The organism is Oceanobacillus luteolus, from assembly GCF_042678205.1.
Classification (GTDB): domain Bacteria; phylum Bacillota; class Bacilli; order Bacillales; family Amphibacillaceae; genus Oceanobacillus; species Oceanobacillus luteolus.
Genome location: NZ_JBHUDE010000002.1, coordinates 1 through 17,522 on the forward strand (window position 1 = coordinate 1; position 17,522 = coordinate 17,522).

General features: G+C 40.2%; 14 protein-coding genes and 1 pseudogene. 4 read left to right on the forward strand and 11 right to left on the reverse strand.

What is annotated here, in order from left to right:
• The 3 genes from ACFSBH_RS00135 to ACFSBH_RS00145 all read right to left on the reverse strand — a co-directional run.
• The coding region (locus ACFSBH_RS00135; protein ID WP_379595459.1) for a transposase at positions 1–306 on the reverse strand (306 nt) is incomplete at its 3' end.
• A 212-nt stretch (positions 307–518) separates the two neighbouring features.
• Positions 519–809, reverse strand: coding sequence for a hypothetical protein (locus ACFSBH_RS00140; RefSeq protein WP_379595461.1), 291 nt, complete (start codon positions 807–809; stop codon positions 519–521).
• Positions 810–913: 104 nt separating this feature from the next.
• Positions 914–1,084 carry a helix-turn-helix domain-containing protein gene (locus tag ACFSBH_RS00145; RefSeq protein WP_251515813.1) on the reverse strand — a complete coding sequence of 57 codons (171 nt, stop codon included), beginning with the start codon at positions 1,082–1,084 and terminating at the stop codon, positions 914–916.
• A gap of 275 nt (positions 1,085–1,359) precedes the next feature.
• On the opposite strand from ACFSBH_RS00145, the gene ACFSBH_RS00150 reads away from it, so the two are divergent.
• From ACFSBH_RS00150 to ACFSBH_RS00165, 4 genes are read left to right on the forward strand one after another with little or no spacing between them, the layout of a single operon-like run.
• The gene (locus ACFSBH_RS00150; protein ID WP_379595463.1) at positions 1,360–2,661 is read left to right on the forward strand and encodes a toprim domain-containing protein; all 1,302 of its coding nucleotides are present in this window, start codon (positions 1,360–1,362) and stop codon (positions 2,659–2,661) included.
• Complete coding sequence (locus ACFSBH_RS00155) at positions 2,637–4,070, forward strand: hypothetical protein (protein ID WP_251515817.1); 1,434 nt, start codon at positions 2,637–2,639, stop codon at positions 4,068–4,070. Before ACFSBH_RS00150 ends, ACFSBH_RS00155 begins: the two co-directional genes overlap by 25 nt.
• Positions 4,057–4,749: a hypothetical protein gene (locus ACFSBH_RS00160; RefSeq protein WP_379595465.1), complete on the forward strand. Its 693-nt coding sequence runs from the start codon at positions 4,057–4,059 to the stop codon at positions 4,747–4,749. The genes ACFSBH_RS00155 and ACFSBH_RS00160 overlap by 14 nt, the downstream gene beginning before the upstream one ends.
• Entirely contained in the window at positions 4,746–7,949 is a 3,204-nt protein-coding gene (locus tag ACFSBH_RS00165) for a chromosome segregation protein SMC (RefSeq protein ID WP_379595467.1), read from the forward strand. The genes ACFSBH_RS00160 and ACFSBH_RS00165 overlap by 4 nt, the downstream gene beginning before the upstream one ends.
• A 525-nt stretch (positions 7,950–8,474) precedes the next feature.
• Here ACFSBH_RS00165 and ACFSBH_RS00170 read toward each other — a convergent pair.
• The 8 genes and pseudogenes from ACFSBH_RS00170 to ACFSBH_RS00205 all read right to left on the reverse strand — a co-directional run bounded on the left by ACFSBH_RS00170 (position 8,475) and on the right by ACFSBH_RS00205 (position 17,390).
• Entirely contained in the window at positions 8,475–8,912 is a 438-nt protein-coding gene (locus ACFSBH_RS00170) for a type II toxin-antitoxin system SpoIISA family toxin (RefSeq protein WP_379595495.1), read from the reverse strand.
• A gap of 382 nt (positions 8,913–9,294) precedes the next feature.
• Positions 9,295–9,678 (reverse strand): hypothetical protein, encoded by a 384-nt coding sequence (locus ACFSBH_RS00175; protein ID WP_379595469.1) that lies wholly within the window; start codon positions 9,676–9,678, stop codon positions 9,295–9,297.
• Between the two features lie 56 nt (positions 9,679–9,734).
• Complete coding sequence (locus tag ACFSBH_RS00180) at positions 9,735–10,040, reverse strand: PadR family transcriptional regulator (RefSeq protein ID WP_379595471.1); 306 nt, start codon at positions 10,038–10,040, stop codon at positions 9,735–9,737.
• 171 nt (positions 10,041–10,211) lie between these two features.
• Positions 10,212–11,053, reverse strand: a pseudogene (locus ACFSBH_RS00185) (AraC family transcriptional regulator).
• A 74-nt stretch (positions 11,054–11,127) separates the two neighbouring features.
• Positions 11,128–13,488 (reverse strand): RNA polymerase recycling motor HelD, encoded by a 2,361-nt coding sequence (gene helD, locus ACFSBH_RS00190; RefSeq protein ID WP_379595473.1) that lies wholly within the window; start codon positions 13,486–13,488, stop codon positions 11,128–11,130.
• A 515-nt stretch (positions 13,489–14,003) separates the two neighbouring features.
• The gene (locus tag ACFSBH_RS00195) at positions 14,004–14,204 is read right to left on the reverse strand and encodes a hypothetical protein (RefSeq protein ID WP_251515837.1); all 201 of its coding nucleotides are present in this window, start codon (positions 14,202–14,204) and stop codon (positions 14,004–14,006) included.
• 283 nt (positions 14,205–14,487) lie between these two features.
• Positions 14,488–15,981, reverse strand: coding sequence for a sodium:solute symporter family protein (locus ACFSBH_RS00200; RefSeq protein WP_251515839.1), 1,494 nt, complete (start codon positions 15,979–15,981; stop codon positions 14,488–14,490).
• A gap of 29 nt (positions 15,982–16,010) precedes the next feature.
• Positions 16,011–17,390 (reverse strand): LLM class flavin-dependent oxidoreductase, encoded by a 1,380-nt coding sequence (locus ACFSBH_RS00205; RefSeq protein WP_379595475.1) that lies wholly within the window; start codon positions 17,388–17,390, stop codon positions 16,011–16,013.
• Positions 17,391–17,522 lie beyond the last annotated feature (132 nt).

A 17,522-nucleotide genomic window follows, 5' to 3' on the forward strand; every position in this document is an offset into this window, starting at 1 on the left:
TTTAATCCATCGGTGGAATACCCCACTACTAGATATGTCATACTTTCGAAGGACTTCATTTTGAGAGTACTCCCCTGACAAATAATCTTTAACTGCAGCTACCTTTAATTCCTTTGAATACCGTTTCCAAGTTCTTGAATCAGCTAATCCTTCCTTTCCATATCTATCAAACTTTTCAATCCACCTATACAAGGTATTCTTATTAATTTTATAGTTTGAAAATATTTCTGAAAAAGAATATTCTCCAGATTTATAAGCCATGATTACTTCATATTTAAATTCAACTGAATAGTAATTATTGGACATAAAAAAACTCCCCCAAAGTAAACAGATTTTTATTTTTTAATCTGTCTACTTAAAGGGGAGCATATCACTCCTCCTCTTCTCTTTTCTTTTTCTTTCTCTTTATAGATGGCCAAGTTTTGGGTCAAATTTTGAGTCAAGTTGGGGGTCAAGTTTTCAGTCTCTTTTTCCGAAGGTTGACCTAAAGCTTGACCATAAGCATAAATTTGCAGAGCCTATTTCAGAGGAACCATTTCATAAATCGGACTTTGATTCCGGCTTCCTTGTTTCACCCGAATCATCCCACGCTTCTCCAGTTTTTTTCTTGCATCATACATCCCCTGCTTCGATAAACCCGTCATTGACATCAACGTCGAGGAAGGTGTGTTGATTTGATTCTTCTGTCCCATCCTGTTGCCGATATTCATTAACGTATGCCAAAGCACGATTTCTCCAGTAGACATTCTGTTCATCATCAACCAATCCATAAAAATATTTTTCTCCTTGTGAAAATTAAAGTTCGCCATCGTTTTTTAATCTCCTTTTCCAATATTTCTCCAACTAATTTTTTCATGCCGAAAAGGCCAATGGCGGATCGAAAGTTTTCAGCTTCCGAATCAGCCATTCGCCATCAGTTCATTTCCTTACGCAGCCAATCTTCCAATACATCTTCCAGAAAAAAGATTCTCCCGCCAAGTCGGATATGTGGAATTTTATCTTCTCTGACCAATTCATAGATCGTATCTCTATGTAAGCCAAGAAATTCCGCCACATCATTTACGGATAAAGTACGTCTTTGCATCGCATCTCCCTCCCTTCACTTCTATAATCGAATGAAGTTGGAGTTTGGGGGTGCTTTTTGGTAAACTTTTTATTTTTTTTGGCTAGTAATCATTTATATTGGTTATATTTGTTTTTCGTATTCAAACGAAAAATTAATGCTTGAGGTTTACTGGATAGTAGATAGACCTTTAGTCCATGCGATTGTGATCTTCGCAATCATCGGCTCCAAAACAGTTACTAACCTATATCCTCTCTCTCATGTTACAATATTAGTAAAAAATGAGGGGATGCTCAGTGGAAGATAGCTTTATAGAATACCTAAATACATACATACTAAAAAAAGGCGAGACATTAGATTTGAACAATATGACAGAAGGAGACTTTATCGATATTCCAATCCTAAAGACAACAAAACGGACACTCCGAAAAGTTGGAATGATCACTACTGGCGCTGTTCATGCAGAGACAAAGGATACTGAAGTTAATTTCTTACTGAAAAATCTCAAACTAACCCCTAGGAAAAAACTCTCTTTAAATCATGATGATCCCAAAACTTTGACATTGCTGGAACAAGGATGGATCCTAAAAGAAATCCGCCTCAAACCGGATAGCAAAACGGTCGCAAGTCAATATTATCGAATGGGTCACCGTTTATTCAAATACCAGCTTCGCATGAAAGAACAGCAAGATGTACAATTAACAGAAGAATTGAATCAACTCAGAAACGGCATTCTTCACATCCATCTTCAAGCAGATCAACCGATGATCAAACAACGAATGCATCAACATATAAAAGAAAAATTTTTGGCTGTCTGTGAAGGGGTGGATCTGTTAAAGGAGTCCGCGTTCTTCCCCAAAAAATGGACACTTAATAAACGAATGAAATTCCTGCATTTCAGCTTAGCCTTTTTACGGCTCGGTTCTACCAGACAACAAATGGACTGGAAAGAAATCGGGGCTGCCTACTATCAAACGATTGGCGGGTCCAAAGCATTTGATCGGAATCAGGAGGAATTTCTTGAGCTACTGGAGGAATGGGGCGGCTACCCGGCCGTAGAATTTGGTTTAACAAGTTTTGGTCACATTACCCCTGTCTTTTTCTCTGGAGATGTAATTGGCCAGTACGCTACTTTCTCTCACGGGCCTGTACACGCGGTAACGAATATATCAATAGAATTAGATCAATACAAGACTAATGCAATGACTTTTTGGATTGTTGAAAACCGCGGAATCCTATCCCGTATCGCCTCACAGCCCGAATTTTTGGAAGATGAAAATGTTTTATTGTTGTGCTGTGATGGTCATATCCGCTCAGCACACCGTAACTTTATCGAACAAATTCTAAATAACAGTAATCTGAAACAAGCAATCATCTGGACGGATTATGATCAAGACGGCAAGATTATTGCTCATGAACTGTACAACATCTTAGTTAAACATATACACTCCATTAGATGGATCGGTCCAGATGGCAAGATTTTAAAAGATCAGGAGAAATACCTAGATGAAATGAATCAATTCTTGCAGAAGAAAAGTATGGAACAAGAAGAAATTTTAGGAGATGTAATTCTATGGAAAAGGTGGATAAACAACTAATCTCAATATTCAAGGAAAAAGATGACAGCCCTGCGTTACTGCAGACGATGAGGGATATTTCTACTTTGGCAAGCGTATTACGCGAACTCGGCTCGCAGGCTGTTTTCGACTCTCCAGTTGAAATCCTGCGTTTCCTAAGGATTCTACAGTTGCTTAATGAAGAAGCCCTCGGTTTAGATGACCGAATTGAAAATGCAGAACAGTTGTACTATCGCTATCAAAATCGCTATAAAGACCCGGACCCCCCCTCCAAAAAGAAAGTAGCCCAAATCGTCAATGTACTAGTCAACAATAACTGGCTATCTAAACAGCAGACACAAATTAAAATGCGGGATTTAGGGAAGCGGATGATGGACGTTCTGCTCCGGCTTGCGAATGATTCACTAGCTTATCATTTTGAGGATGATATTGGACGTTCCCTTTTCCAGGCTAGACGTGATGCAGAATTAAGTGAGGCTTATGATGATCATGGCATTTCAGGCGGAAATAAAATTGCCAGCTTAATCCGTAATGTTGAAAATGCTATCGCGATTTTAAAAGAACGGGAATTGGAAATGCTGGCGGACCGCAATGCGCTTCCGCAATTACAAAAAATCCATTACTTAATGGAAGAATTACAGGAAAAGCTTGAGGAAAGAATTCAAATGTTTAAAACCATCGATGAAAGTCTAATCCTGACAAATTTAATGCAAAGGGGAACGGCGACTTTATCAGAGGGAACGAACTTAAGTCTCGGAATGATCAATAAGTATATGAAATTCACCAACATGCAGACAACACCTATCTCCACGACAATCAAACCGGAACTCATTCGTCGTTTCATCCTTTCCATGTTCGATCCGCCGCTTGACTCTGATATTCCAAACGTCCATCAAATGTTCAGTTTTATGGAGCAGAATCAATATGAAGATGAGGCACTGGATGGGTTATGGATTCCGATTAAATTTGCTTCCCCCATCCCGGGTGAGGCCATCGACGAAGCCATTGATTATCTGGAGAACTATGAACCGATTGTCGACCCGATAGTAGATGATGATGACGAAATCGAATATGTAACGGAAGAAGCTACGAGAGATGAGATGGAAGAACTGTTTGGTGATACGAACTGGCTCTTGACGAAATCACTCATTCAAACCGAAGAAATCGAAGAATATATCGAACAGGTCCAGCAAGCATCCATGGAAGAAGTGGTCATTGAAGCCACTTCTGATAAATGGGCAGATGCAGTCAACGCCCTTACTGCGGTTGCCGCCCTCGTTGGCAATAAAAAAATTCACATCCACCCTCCTGAATATACAGACATAAAGCAAAAATTCAACAAGAACTGGGATTGGATGGATCCTAAAGACGGCGAACATATCATCTCCAAACAAAAAGGAAAGCAAGGTGATCCACATGGAAAAGAATGAAACAATGGAATCCGAACACGCTTCACAAAATTTTCAGCCATTAAATGCACTTAGTACGTTAAAAGGGGTCTTGACAGAAACGGAAGAATTGGCATTTATGAATATCCTGTTTTCCTCCTCCGCCACCATCCGGTCGGCAAATTTCGGACTAACCCGTAAAGAAGTGGAAAAACTGCTCCACATTCAGCAGGATGATGAGGCATTCTTTTCCTTCTTGACCCGGGTGAACCAGGCAGTAAGCCGGTATTTTCAGCTGATTTTTGATGAGCGGCGCGATCAAGTCATTGTGATGATGCGCGTCCCTGCCCGTTCAGCACGGAACACGTTATCCAAAGAAAGTCTCGCTATTTTGTTATTTATGTTTTATCAGCAAGAGGTACTGCAGCATGAATTCAGTCTGTTTGAACAGCTGCTTGAAGCATTTGGACACAAAACGAAAAAAGCGAACCAGAAGATTTCCATCGCAATGGACACTTTAAAAAAAATCGGTGCAATTGAGGAGTATGATTCCAATTCATATGAAAAAGCCTACCAATTAACAGCAATCGGCGTACATATGTTTTCTGATTCATTTTTGCGCCGTACGGCAGAATTTAGTCAATCGAACCAGTTGAACAAAGAAGAAGTCCTGAAGTTCTTCAAACGTTATAACATCTATCAGAAAGGAGAAGAAGAATGATTCCATATCGTTTACAATTTTCCGGAATCCGTGACTTTCTGCCGTCATCTCTCGATTTAGGCGGGGATGGACATGTGATGATAACCGGTCCAAACGGATCTGATAAATCTACACTCACCTTCTGTATGGGAGCAGCCCTATACTCATCGAAAGTGGACATCGAAGGGTTGAAATCCAGGAATCTGCCTCCTGACCAAGTATGGAAAGCACATGTCTCCGTTTTATTCAGAAACGAGGGCTCGATGAAAATCGATGAACCTGCTTTTATTCAGTTTACGATTTATATTGTACAAGAACCTGGTCAGCCGATTAAAAGGGAATTTATTGTCCAAAAAGGTGACCATGCTGATGAGTGGGAAAGTACGACTAAATATACTTCTGGGGATCGGTACCATAACTTTTCGGCCTATAAAAAAGATCTCCAGTTCCGCTACAAAATTCACCCGGATCTGTTCTATCTCATCTGGTATCAGCAAGAAGTGAACCAGTTTGCCGTCATGAATTCCGAGGAACGGTTTCGGATCTTCAGTGAAATGCATGGTATTGATCATATGCAAAGAAACTGGGAAGAAAGCATTGAAAAAGTAAAAGAAGCCGAAGAAACGATGCGCCAGGCAGAACAAAACATGTTGTTTCATAAGCAAAATTTAAGCATTTTAAAGACGGCTTTGGATCGTTTCATAGATAACCAGAGGAGACTGCGTTCTGGAGCCCAACAATCGTTGGAAGCCTTGCTTTCTTTAGAGTTGCATTATAACAACGAAATAAAGATGCTTAAACGATCGCTGGAAGATTTAAACGGAGAGCTGGAAGAGACTAAAGAAAATTCAGGACTTATTTTCGCACAAAAAGAAGAAACCATCGAAAGACTGAAACAATTAGAGGCAGAAACCAATAAGTTAAATCAGATTATTGACGAAGTGTCCGAGAGACTAGAAGATAAAGAAAATGAAAATACAAAGATTGTGGCTGAAAAAGAGTCATTGGAGAAAGAACTCGAAGACTTGATGGCTAGGAAAAAAAGAATTGAACGAACGGAAGAACAAGCAAATCTTGAGTTTACCAGGCTGACAGACGAACTCACAAAGATTTCTGAGGAACAAAGCCTGCTCGAAAAGGAAATCGATGATAAAGAACAGAATCGTATCGTACTCATTAATGAAAAGGCCAAATTAGAGGCTCAAATCGTTCAAGATGACATTCAGGAAAAAGATCATTTGGAACGCCTCACTCGATTCGGCAGCAGTTTTAGTGTTGAGGAAAACATTAGCAGGCTAAACCAGACTATCCAGGAAAATAAGGATCTGCTCCACGAGACAAAACGGGAAATTGATTCTTTAAAGGACGAACGGATGGCACTGCAGGAGGACCGGAACGTTTCCGACCGCCAGAAGCAATCACTAGATTATTTCCGGGAACGTGGAATAGCGGCCTTTCCATTAAGGGAGCTTATTGAATTAGATGAATCTGCCAAAGTGAATGATGAAAACTTGTTCAATTCCATCAAATATACAGTATTTTTTAATGGTAAAACCGCATCTCCCCCAAATGATTTGTATCATGTTCCATTAATGGAAATTATCCCGGACCGTTGGCGAGATCATCTTCCGGAGATTCATTTGAAAGTAAAAAACAATATAGCCGAGAATAAATATAATCACGCAGTTAAAGCACTCTTCTGGATAGGACAATTTTTTAAAGATAATGAGCCTAGGATCGGCAATGAGATATTGATCGATTCACGAGGCATTCGTGGACCGCAGGAAAAGCAAGCGTATATTTTAAGTCAAAAAGCGATTCAAATCCGACTTCAAGAAATTTCACATCAAATTCATAGCCTGGAGGATAAAGCAGATTCCCTTCAAAAAGTTATTGAGGAAGATACGGAAGACTTCCAGTATTTAAATAGTGAGATTCAGAAAGTTAAAGAGGCAGAAGCTTTTATGACCAACCGGCATGAGCGGGAGCAGCGGAGAGAAAAGTTTACATCTTACTTAGAAAAAGAACAGACTTTAAATTGGACAATCAATGAACTCAGAACTAAGTCAACCGGCCTGATGCAAACGAGTGCAGAATTGACTGAACAACTAAAAATCGTTCAAAAAGAACTTGATTTTTATAAAGAACTTGGAGCAAGTAAAGAAAAATATGAAAAGCTGCAGTACGTAGTAAAGCTTGAAAAAGAGACTGTGCAAGAGATTAAATCTTTGAATTTAAAATTAGACCGCCTAGATTCTGATCTGGAAAAATTAAGCAAATCAATTTCAAGAACAAAACGAAAGATAGATGATAAACAACAAGAATTGGAAGACATCGGGCGCGAGGAAAGAGATTTAAATAATCAGATCCAAAGATATTCAAACCGTTTAGCAATCAACGAAAATGAACTGATTCAAGTGATTCAGGAGCTGCAAGATATGCAAAACCTTGTTCCAGAGTTATACAAGGAATATACAGCTCAGTTCACTAGAGACCAACCTACATCTGAAGAAGCATTAAAAAACCAACTACAAAACGGCAAGGTTATGTTCAATGGTGCCCGGAGTGAGGATGGTATAGACCCTGCAGCAAAGGAAAACTATGATACAGCGAAATCGGAATATGAACGCTTGGACCATGAATTTAAACAATCAAAAGTCCTTTTGGAAGCTGATAAAGAAAGAACAGACAAACTGAAATTCGCTTTGGAAACAACGATTAATATGCGCGTCTTGGAAATTCAGAAACGATTCACCGTCTATATGGGTGAATTTCAATTTGAAGGGGACATCGGCTGGGATTCCCAGGAAGATAAGCAAGGACGGACACATTTCCACTTGTATATTAGAGCTAGAAAAGAAGGACACCGTGGACCAATGGAGGACGTTAGTGTAAAAGCACGTGGCGGTAAAGTCGGAAAAGGAGTATCGGGCGGGGAAGAATCGTTAAGCTCACTTTTATTCGCATTAGCTCTGCTTCAAAACATTGAGACTGCACCAGGTTTTATCGTCCTTGATGAATTTGACAGCGCTCTTGACGAACATCGAAAATCAAAGGTATTCGATTTATACGTAAACCAGCTGCAAAGAAAATTAATCATCTTAACACCAAAAACCCACGAAGAAGAATACATCAATCGTTTTCAAAAAGCTTTTATTGTACAACATGATCCGAGGGTACCAAGGAGTAAAGTAACGGGATTGAAAATGATAGTTGAATGATATAAAGTGTCTAATCACCGCCTGAATCTTACCACTTGTACTTGAAGACCGGGTGGTGATTGGACTTCAATCTTGAATAGCATGTACAGTAATAAAAACACTAATGTTAATTCCAAATATGTTTCATCTATCAATTTCTTCTTTTGGAGAAAAAAGGTGTAAACAAAAAGCAACCCCGTATAGTGTTGCTTCCGTTAATTATATTCATTTAAAATCTTCTATACATAAAATCAAACCCGCTATAAAAATTTTCTTAAACCTACATTCCACCAATTAGTTCATATGCTAATAACGAGTACGATGACTTCACCCGTTTCAATTAATCATACGCCTTAAATTTTGAAAACGATTCTTCCTTTATTTTCTCTTGAATAATTGTTTTATAAACCAGAATGGTCCTTCTTTGTTCAGCCTTATGATTTCCATTAAATACTTGTTTTTTTTGATTTTATTTCAACCATGAGCGAATAGGTGATAAACAATAGATTGATTGCTTGAACATCCGTTTAGTTTACGTTTTTCTCCTCATTTAATGACATATTTTTTATCGTAAATATATAATGGATGTAAGAAAAAGTTTTCATTTGGATGGAAATAGGTTAAGTCCCTATTCAACCACCTTCTCATCTTGAACTTCTGACTAACACCCTTTTCTACTTCTTTCATTTCTTCGTCCGTACTGTATGGGATAATATCTATCATTAAATTCTCTAAAGAGGAATATTCCTGTAGCAGCTCTTCAAATTTTTGTATATACGATATCTCAACTTCAGTATATGATATAAACTTATGCTCGTGCAATACATCCGTTAAATTGTCTACTTTAGCCCTTGCTTGATTCAATAATTCTTGAGTTTCAGCTATGGCTTCTTCCGCCTCTGGATGTTCTTTTAACTCATTGCCCCCAAACTTGGTAATATACAGGTTCAGGAATATAAACGAATCAATCAGAAAGAACCCAATAAGTACTGTTCGTTAGTGTGGTGGGGAAATATTATTTGGAGGGATTGTATTGCAAAAGTATTTATTAAATGTAAATATGCAAAGTAACGGAGATTACGAAGTTCATACTTCTACATGTCGCTATTCTCCTTCTCAAAATTTTGATGATTTAGGTTACCATAACACTTGTAGTTCAGCTGTTCAGATAGCAAAAACAAGGCACCGTTATAAGAGGATTAATGGTTGCTATTTTTGTAGTAACGAATGTCATACTACTTAATGTGAAGTAACATATCCTAATCCCCACTACACAACACCAAATTAAATTTCTTATAATATAGACACAAAAAGCGGGTCCATCAGAGAAAAACTCTGATGGACCCGCTTTTTTAATGTGGAATGTTTAGTTTGCCAACACTAAAAAGGTGACAAAAAAGACTGCATACGACCCCATAAAACCGACTGCTGCTTTGGCCAATTTCGTTTTCATGGAGAAGGCTGGGACAATGCCAACTTTAAACATATTCGCGATTAATAGAACGATCGCCAATAGAAAAGATACCATGGAAATAATCAACGCAATCTGTTCCAATAAAATTACCTCCCTTAGTGAAATCAATTTGGAAATAATAAGGATATTGATGAAGCTGATTAAAACGACTACTTGACTCATCCGAAAACCACAGAATTTCCTTTCACTTAATTCGAGGTGCCAAGCATCGATAATGCCTAAAAGTAAATCAACGATTATTTTGAATGACTTATCCGTTTGTTTCCATACTTCCATTAGCTCATTGCCGTATCGACTTCTCCAACTTTTGGGATAGAGGTAGATCAGCCACTTCATACGAGACCAAGCCTTTTCATACCAATGGAGGTGAATTTCTGAATTTCTTTCAGCTGCTCCGTCAGATATTGCTGCCCTTCCTCCGTGAGCTTATAAGGCTTCTTACGGTCTTCCGATTCAAGAACACGGATATAGCCTTCCTTCTCTAAACGCGCAATTGCTCCATATAATGTACCTGGGCCTAATTTTATATCGTAATTTTTTTCAATGTCCTCCATAATCGCATAGCCATGACGTTCTTTCTCCGCGAGACTGATTAAAATCAATAAGGAATTCTCCGAAAATCTGCTTTTCTTAACCATGTTTCCACTCCTTTCCACCAACTATTACGTTCAACGTTATATCGTATAACGTAATAGTAAAACAAATACGAAAAGATGTCAATAACAATCATAAGATTTTTCAAAAAAATAGGCGAATAGCCGATCAAAAGGAGTAACCTCAAGATCTCAGCCATTCGCCATTATTCTTTATTAATTTTTTATCGGTATCCATACCTCGCTATAATAATCGTCTGCATACGGATCAGCATCACTGAGGTATACTTCCATTTCCGGCCCGCCAGAATGTTCATAGCCAGTCGCTGGGAACCATTCAGAAAATACCCGCTCCCATACTTTTGGCATCGCATCAGGCATAGCACCTCTTACCGGAAATACAGCCCACGTTTCAACAGGTATCTGTCTTACCTCCCAATCTTGAGAAATTTCTTCGATGTTTTTTTCTGCCCCGATTAAATACGTGAGATGTTCCTGTTCTTTATCAAATTCCATACATACTCCAAGTATCCGAGAGAGCCACAATTTTTAGCAAGCTCATCTGTGAATCCGTTCTGATTGGATTGATCCCAGAAAGCTGCGATATTCCGGTGGTTCTCTCCGTCAACGACACCTGTACGAATACTCTTTCCTACCACCGTAAAGCTGTCTTTTTCCACGATTTTGTAATCCATTTCTACATCACCCTTTAACTGAATTTGAAAAGAGAGTTTTGGATAAGCCTTCAACGATTGACGATGTTTTCTCGCATTGGATGGACTGATGCCATGAATCCTCCGAAATGCTTTGGAAAAAGCTTCTGGGGTTTCATAGCCATATTTCATGGCGACATCGATCACCTTCGCATCAGAAAATACAAGCTCCTGTGCAGCGATAGTAATCCGGCGATTCCGGATATATTCCGTCACCGTATATCCCGTCAGCATATGGAACATCCGTTGAAAGTGGAATTTAGACATGCAGGCGACTGCCGCAATCTCCTCCATGACCAATTCATCGTCTAAATTATTCTCTATATATTCGATGCTATCGAGCATTTTTTGAAGGCCCTCCAACTACAACCTCTCCTTTCTATCTCTCAGTTTAGCAACATCTTTTTCATTCCTCCGGTTTATCCGTGCTTTCTTGTGACAGGTTTATTTTTCAAAAAACCTTCTTCCATTGCCTGTTCAATAAAATTAGTCGGCTCGCCCACACTGTATAACTGTAAACCATGCATGGCCCGTGTGCAGGCGGTATAAAATACCCGACGCAGACTCTCATCTCCGTATACTTTTTCTGATGCGTCATAAATGATTACCGCGTCGAATTCGATACCTTTGGATAAATACGAAGGCAGAACAACGACGCCCTGTTCATATTCAATCGAGCTGCTTTTTAACATTTTCAATTCCTCTATATCAGATAGAGCTTCATATGCCTTTTCAGTTTCTGCAGCCGACTTACAGATGATGGCGATACTTTCATTTCCTTGATCCTTTAATTCAGATACTTTTGATGTAATCTCGGCATGCAGTTCATCATGATTTTCAAATGTAGTGAGTGCAGGGCGCTCGCCATCCCGGTTAAACGGAATAATCTGATCTCCTTCTGGAATGAGTCTCCGGGTGAATTCAATGATTGGTTTCGTGGAACGGTAACTCCGAGTTAAGTTGATGACTTCTGTCTTATCAGGTCCATAAAGCTGTGTTAGCTCTTGGAAATCATCCTTTTCATTGGCATGGGCAAAAATCGCTTGATTAAAGTCACCAAGCACTGTCATCCTTGCTGCAGGAAATAACCGCTTCAAAAACTCGAATTGAAAAGCTGAGTAATCTTGCGCTTCATCGACTACAACATGGCGGATGGAACGGTTCGCCTGAAAGCCGAATATGGAATCTTGCAGCTGTAAAAATGGCGTGGCATCTTCATATAGTATCCTGCCTTGTTCCAGCTCTTGGAGTGTCACTTCACAAATTGCCGGCCAATCTTTAGGTGACTCTCCATCGACCAACTCTTGAATTTTACCGTGATTTTCAAATAGTTGTTTATAAATCGCACTAATATCTACAAAACGTAAAGAACGGATTCTTTTACGAACGGATCTCAATCTTTGACGGACGATGAGCCGCGCCAATGCTTTCGTATCCATATCATAATCGTCACTATTTTCCCGGGTATAGCCCGCTTTTTTCGCCAAATATTTTTGCGCTTTATAATATTCCTCATCACTGAGAAGCTCAATCGTCTCCTCTACCCATTCTTTTTTCCATTCCAGTTTTTCCAGTGCACGAACTTTATCAAGCAGCCAATCCTTCAACTTTTCCAGTCTGTATTGTAGGCCTAGCGAGAGGTCTTCATGATAGAAAAACTCTTCCATTTCTTGGGCTGTAACAATAGGCTCGCCTCTGAACTTGATATCTTTAAATACCATGCCGGACTTTTCCAGTGATTTCACATAAGCTTGGATGACATCCAAAAATTGAGCCGACGCTTTAAAACGGATGCTGGAAACCCGCGCATCATACTCTGGACGACCTGTTTCAGTTAAAACATACTCCAGCTGATCGTACGGATCCTCTACTGCAAAGTCGTTACTTAGACGGTGATACAAATATTCCTGGAACGTGACTTGCTGCATATTCTCTTCTCCAAGTTCAGGAAGGACATTGGATACATAATTGCTGAATAAAGTATTCGGAGAAAACAGGATAATTTGGTCCGCATTCAAGTTTTCCCGATATTTATATAGTAAGTAAGCGATCCGTTGCAGAGCTGCTGAAGTCTTCCCGCTCCCCGCAGCACCATGAACAATCAGCATTCTTCCGCGGTCATGCCGGATGATGCGGTTTTGTTCCTTCTGAATCGTCGCTACAATACTGTTCATATATTTATCTGTCCCTTGTCCAAGGACTTCTTGTAAAATTTCATCTCCAATAGTCAGGCTCGTATCAAACATGGATTGGAGCTCGCCATTCCGGATGAGGTATTGCCATTTTTTCTCCAATTCACCTTTGATAACCCCGCCCGGAGTTTTATACTGGGCAGGTCCTGGCTGATAATCGTAATAAACACTCGATATCGGTGCGCGCCAATCATAGATCAGGATGTTTTCACCAGTTTCATCTCGAAGTGTAGAGATACCAATATAGATTTCTTCCGATTGTGAATCACCCTCCTCGAGAAAATCAATCCGTCCAAAATATGGGACATCCAACATTTGTTGAAGTGTCGACAAACGCTGGAAGGAATGTCTATGTGTCGTTTCGCTCACAGCAAGGGCTTGTGCTTCCTGCCTGATCGCGAGGACGGTTTCGAGATAATCGTCAAAAGAATCTACGTTGATTTTAATCTCATCCCAGAAATGTTTCCGGGAATGGATGACCTCTTCCTTACGCTGTCTCGTTTTACTATCCAACTTATCTACTTCATGTTGTATTACTTTCTTTACATTATTCAGTTGCTCTTGTTCCTGTTGAAACTGTGAATCCATCCAAGACACCCCTTTTTAAAAATAAATGCAAAGATAATGTTGACTTCCAAACGGAAATAGTGTATAGTTAAAATAACGATAACTATGTCCGTTTATAATTAAAGTCAACTGTTTAATATTATACTATAAGTATGCGCTCTTTTCAATGTGTATACTTTTTTCATGTCCAAATAAAAGGTCTCTCATCCATTACGGGTGAGAGACCTTTTTGATTGGTGCTAGATATCGTACATTATGTAAAATGAATGAAGCTATTCTGCATTAAAATGGTACCGAGTTAGCGACGAGTTGAAAACTCAACCAGACGATAAGAGCACCAAGAATCATGGCTCCGATCATTAAAAATACAACTTTTCTTCCTTTCAATTTCGTCCACCTTTCTATAACCCTGCCTCTTTTTCTATTACCTTAAGAATATCATAAATACGATACTTATCAATATGGCTTGTGGAGGATGTTTGTAGGGTTACTTCAAAAGATAAACGGTATGTACATAAAGCATTATCCAAATCGAGTCAATCGCCACCGCCTCCGCCACCATCTGATCCACCAAAGTCAAAACCGGAGCTATAGTCATCATAAGAATGTTTTTTGTCCTTATCATTCGACTCCGTAGCAACGCCTCCAGGAATGAATACCCCGCCATCTCCGCCGCTCTTTTTCATTTTCGGTTGCTTCGGATTTTCTTCTTTCTTTTTGCGGAACCAATTAAACATTTGCCTCTCTCCCTTCTTTACTTGAATGCGAATATTCCTTTTACTCTTGCATTATATCATTTAATAAAACAACCACCATTAACTGAGCTAATGGTGGTTATTACATGACTTTGAATAGTGAGTGGCCCTTGAAGAGTGTTTACAACATCTATAGTCAGCCTATTTTTTCCCGAAATACCATCTCCAAAGCGAGTATCCGACAATGGTATAAATGATGATCATTCCATAAAACCAGACTGAAAGCATTTCATTCACAAACATCATGCATTCTCCCTTCCAATTTTTATTCTGCCTTTGCCACAATCTCCAGTTCACTTTCCTCCACTTTCATCACATTTGCGAGAATGATCATGGCCAGAATACCAATGACGGTCGCTACCGCTCCAGCGATCATCGTACTTTGCATGATTCCTCCGAAGTATAAAATCAAATATGCCAATAAACCAATCACCATCGAACCATCCGCTGCTCTTGGAGAAGGCTTGCGTCTACCGTAAACGGCATACAGAATCGGTCCTAACGTTCCAGCAGCAATACCAGAAATGCCAATCCACATTACGTCACCCATGTACACGGGTGGTTTGAGGACGATAAGAAACGCTATTAAACCTACGAATGGAACAGCAAGTCTACTAATCTTTAATGCAACTTTCTCCGCTTCCTCTTCTCCCATTTTCACGTAGCCGCGTTTCACCAGGAATTTCAGAAAAATATCATTGGCAAATACAGTAGAGATGGAAACAAACAATCCATCTGTAGTCGACATCGCTGCAGCGAGAATAACTACCCCGAAAAACGCCACAATGATTGCCGGAAACGCCCATTCGATATATCCCATTAGAGCTAGATCTGCAACCACGGTACCTGATCCGAGTGCTACCCTGCTGTATAGCCCACCGAACATGACGAGCACACAGAGGGTGGTCGTAATCACATAGGTGACGATCATTTTGCCTAAATCCTTGTCATGCTTTAAACCTAACACTTTATTAAATAAATGTGGCGCCGATGCGAATGCCCATTGAATCGTAATCGCACCAATTACCGCACCGAGCGAATAGAAGTGGGCGGACTCCGGATTGAATACCTTTACCAGGTTGCCATCTTGCGCGGTCAGATTATCCACTATGCCTGAAAATGTTGCTGCAATACCGTTGTTCCAAAAAACAACAAGCCCTGAAACGAACACGATGATACCGGCAATCGCCATTAAAACTGCTTGAACCGCGTCGGTATAAATATCAGCCAAAGCTCCTCCACCAAATACATACAAAACGACAACAGCTGTAATAAGAATCAGCCCAGTCGTGTAATCCATACCGAGTAAATATTCGAAAACTCTTGCTCCCGCTACAAACTGCGCAGCGATATAAAAAATGTTAAATAGTAAAATTATCCCTGTGCCTACTCTTAGGAAGTCACTTTTATAATAGTCGCCTAGCCAATCGGGTAAGGAAAGTGATTTCTGTTCCTTGTTCACCTTCCGAATTCTTTTCGCAACCATGAGTACCCCGATCGCTCCGCCACCGATAATCGCAATGATCAGCCAAAGATTCGTCAACCCCCATTCATAGGACCAACCAGGATATCCAAGAAAAGTAGCTGCACTAATGTAGGTTGCTGTAAACGAAAGCCCCATCACAATCGGGCCAAGTCCTCCACCTAATGCAAAGTGCCGAACACTTTTCGTTTGCCTAGCTCCGATATAACCTAGAGCCAACATGATGACCAAAAACACAAGGAACCCAACCCATGTATATACACCGATATTGTCCATTTCTTTCTCCTTTCATCATGAAGTGTAAGTTACTTTATCACTGGACTGGATAGCCTTTTCGCCGGATGATTGTCAGGCAGATAAGGAGAATCCGTATCAAATAAATTTTCCCGCAATGTTTTCCCTTCATATTCCAACCGATAAATCCCCCGCTTCTGCAGCTCCGGTACAACATGGTCGACAAACTCACGGAAGGTTTCCAATGAATAGCTCTGCGCAATATTAAATCCATCTGCATCGCCTTCCGTCGCCCATTCCTCGATGTGGTCTGCAATTTGCTCCGGTGTGCCGATGAATTTCACTGTGCCATTACCAAGTCCGTGATTGAGAATCGCTTCGCGCAACGTCCACCTTTTATTTGGGTCCTTTGCATACATATCCAGATTTCCTTGAACCGCATCTGTTTCCATGTCTTCGATGTATTGATCTGGATCATATTTGGAGAAATCAATTCCCGTATGACCTGAAAGTAGAGCCGCTGTTCCTTCATAACTGACATGACTTTTTAATTCCTCATATTTCGCATACGCTTCTTCCTCCGTAGAACCGACGATAGGCAGCACCATAGGAAAAATACGGATGCTGTCTGCATTTCTCCCTTGAGCTACGGTTCGTTTGCGAAGATCTGCAGAATACCTCTTCAATGCTTCTAAAGAATGTCCTTTCGTGAATACCCCTTCCGCATGTTTCGCGGCGAAATCCCGGCCTCTTGGAGATGCCCCTGCCTGGAATAATACCGGAGTCCGTTGTGGGGATGGTTCTGTCAAATGGATGCCCGGTACATTAAAGAACTCTCCATGATGGTTAATCGCATGAACCTTCTCAGGTAATGCGAAAGTATCCGCTTCTCGATCATGAACTACCGCATCATCTTCCCAGCTATGCTCCCAAAGTTTATAAACCACTTCTAAGAATTCATCTGCACGGTCATAACGTTGATTTTTAGGTATCCGTCCAGATAACCCGAGGTTAACCGCTTCACTTTCTAAATAGGATGTCACCACATTCCATGCCAAACGTCCTTCTGTTAGATGATCTAAAGTAGACAACTGCCGAGCCAACGCATATGGCTGTGCGTATGTGGCCGACACGGTTGGTGCAAAACCAATATGCTCTGTAACTTGTGCCATGGCGGAGATAATTAATAACGGATCATGCGCAGGCAATTGAACCGCATGACGCACCGCGACATCATGGCTATTACCATATACGGAATACGTGCCTAGTACATCCGCAATAAATACAGCATCGAATTTTCCCCGCTCCAATACTTTGGCTGTTTCTGTCCAATACTCCAGCCGATTATGCCTGATCCCTTCATCCTTCTCATGCTTCCATAGCCCAGTTGAATGCGGGGAAGGTGAATTTTGTACAAAACCATTTAAATGAATTTTTTTCTTGATACTCATGAACATACACTCCTTTTGTTTTTAATGTAACTTTTCCCATATGTTTAATTGGTTTTATGGCAGACGGAGTACCTTTATTTCTCTCTGAGAAACAAAAAAACCTCTTCCTAATGAGGAAGAAGTTTATAACAC